General features: G+C 52.8%; 2 protein-coding genes. Both read left to right on the top strand.

The genetic code is table 11. From position 1 onward, the window contains the following. Nucleotides 1–344 precede the first annotated feature (344 nt). On the top strand, nucleotides 345–548 hold the full coding sequence (gene mobC / locus DW082_RS14145) for a plasmid mobilization relaxosome protein MobC (RefSeq protein ID WP_101573114.1): 204 nt from the start codon (nucleotides 345–347) through the stop codon (nucleotides 546–548). A gap of 168 nt (nucleotides 549–716) precedes the next feature. Then, nucleotides 717–1,676, top strand: a complete 960-nt coding sequence (locus DW082_RS14140) for a relaxase/mobilization nuclease domain-containing protein (RefSeq protein ID WP_259335655.1) — start codon at nucleotides 717–719, stop codon at nucleotides 1,674–1,676. Nucleotide 1,677 lies beyond the last annotated feature (1 nt).

The raw sequence follows: 1,677 nt of genomic DNA, 5'->3' as shown, positions 1-1,677 counted from the left end.
GACTGGTTCGTCGGCACTTTTTCTATTGACGCCGTGATTCGGCGTTCATATTTACAGTACGGGTAAAAAGAGTGGAAGCAAGTTTATGTTAATGTAAACATTAACCCGCTTGCTCCCGTCGGTCGGATCGAAAATCCCGTTGGTCTGACTCAAATTTATTATTAAAATCAATCGTTGAAAACCATGAAAAATTTATTGAACAAAGGCGGGCGCCGACGCTGCCCGCTTCGCAAACGCGATCCTTTTTAGTAAGCGTCCGGTTGAATACCCAAGAAAAAATCCGGCTTCAGTCGTTGTGCCGCCAGAGTGGTCGTTCTCCCGGCTGAGTGATACGCGAGACATTGATGCAGGGATTCGTCCGCGAGCGTTTCTCGCCCGACCATTTGCAATTCGTCCGGGAGTTGAGAGCAGTCTCCAATAACCTGAATCAGTTGGCCCGCCATGCCAATGCGGTCGCTCATGCCGCTTCCGTAACCGAATTGGAACGGGCGCTCGATTCCGTTACCCGAATTTTAAAGACTGTACGCTATGATCGGAAAGATCGTTAAGGGAACGTCGTTCGCCGGATGCGTGAACTACCTGTATAAGGCGAAGGCAAAGCCCGCCTGATCGACAGTTGCGGAGTCGATCCTCAATCGAAGCAATCCGTTATTACCAGCTTCAGGGATCAGACCTGACTGAATCCCGGAATTAAAAATTGCGTATGCCATACGTCGTTGAGTTTTGCGCCCGGCGAAAAAATATCCGACCGGACGATGACGCAGATCGCCCGCGAGTACATGGAGAAAATGAACGTGTGCGATACGCAGTATATTCTTGTCCGGCATACCGACCGGGAGCATCCGCATTGCCATTTGGTGTATAACCGCGTCGATAACCGGGGAAAAGCGATCCCGGACGGCAACGACCGCTACCGCAATGAAAAGGCGTGCAAGGAACTGACGCAGAAATACAGCCTGTATTTTTCTCCGGGTAAAGAGCGCGTGAACGTGGATCGGCTGCGGGAGCCCGACAAAACCCGCTACCAGATTTACCATGCCGTGAAAAATGTATTGCCGCATTGCCGGTCGTGGCGCGAGTTGGAAAATAGGTTGCGGAAGCAGGGCGTTACGATGCGTTTCAAATACAACGGACATTCCGACCGGAAACAGGGGGTACTATTCAGTCAGAACGGGCGCACCTTTTCGGGGTCGAAAGTGGATCGCGCGTTCAGCTTCTCGAAACTCGACCGCCGTTTTTCTCCGGGTCAGAGCCAAAGCCGGGCACAGGCTCCGGTTTCCGGAGCATCGTCCGTCGGGCCCCGTGTCGCTCCGGTCGTGCATACCACGCAACGCACGGGCGTACAATATTCGGCACAATCCGTCGGCAAACTGCAAACGGCTGTCAGCGGTTATTTGTCCGCTTTTGGCAAAGGCGGATTTTCGGCGAAAGACTGCGGAGAACTCGACCTGAAGCGTTTCGGCGGTTGCGGTCGCATCCCGCTGCCGCCGTCGGACTGTGGGATCGGTATATCGCCCGAACAGATGCAACGACGCCTCGGAGAATCCCAAGAAGAGTATATCGCCCGTATTACGGCCCTGATCGCGGCTACGACCGAGGCTATTCTCAATCAGATCGCCGAGAACAACCGTAAGCGGCAAATCAAACCGAAACAACAATTTAAAATGAAATTTTAAT

The organism is Alistipes sp. AF48-12, assembly GCF_003477565.1.
Lineage (GTDB): Bacteria > Bacteroidota > Bacteroidia > Bacteroidales > Rikenellaceae > Alistipes_A > Alistipes_A hominis.
Note: the sequence above shows the minus strand (reverse complement) of the source record. Positions and strands in the feature narration are given on the sequence as shown.

Coding starts and splice junctions, on each gene's coding strand:
- mobC (WP_101573114.1), top strand. CDS start 345: ATGCAGGGATTCGTCCGCGAGCGTTTCTCGCCCGACCATTTGCAATTC.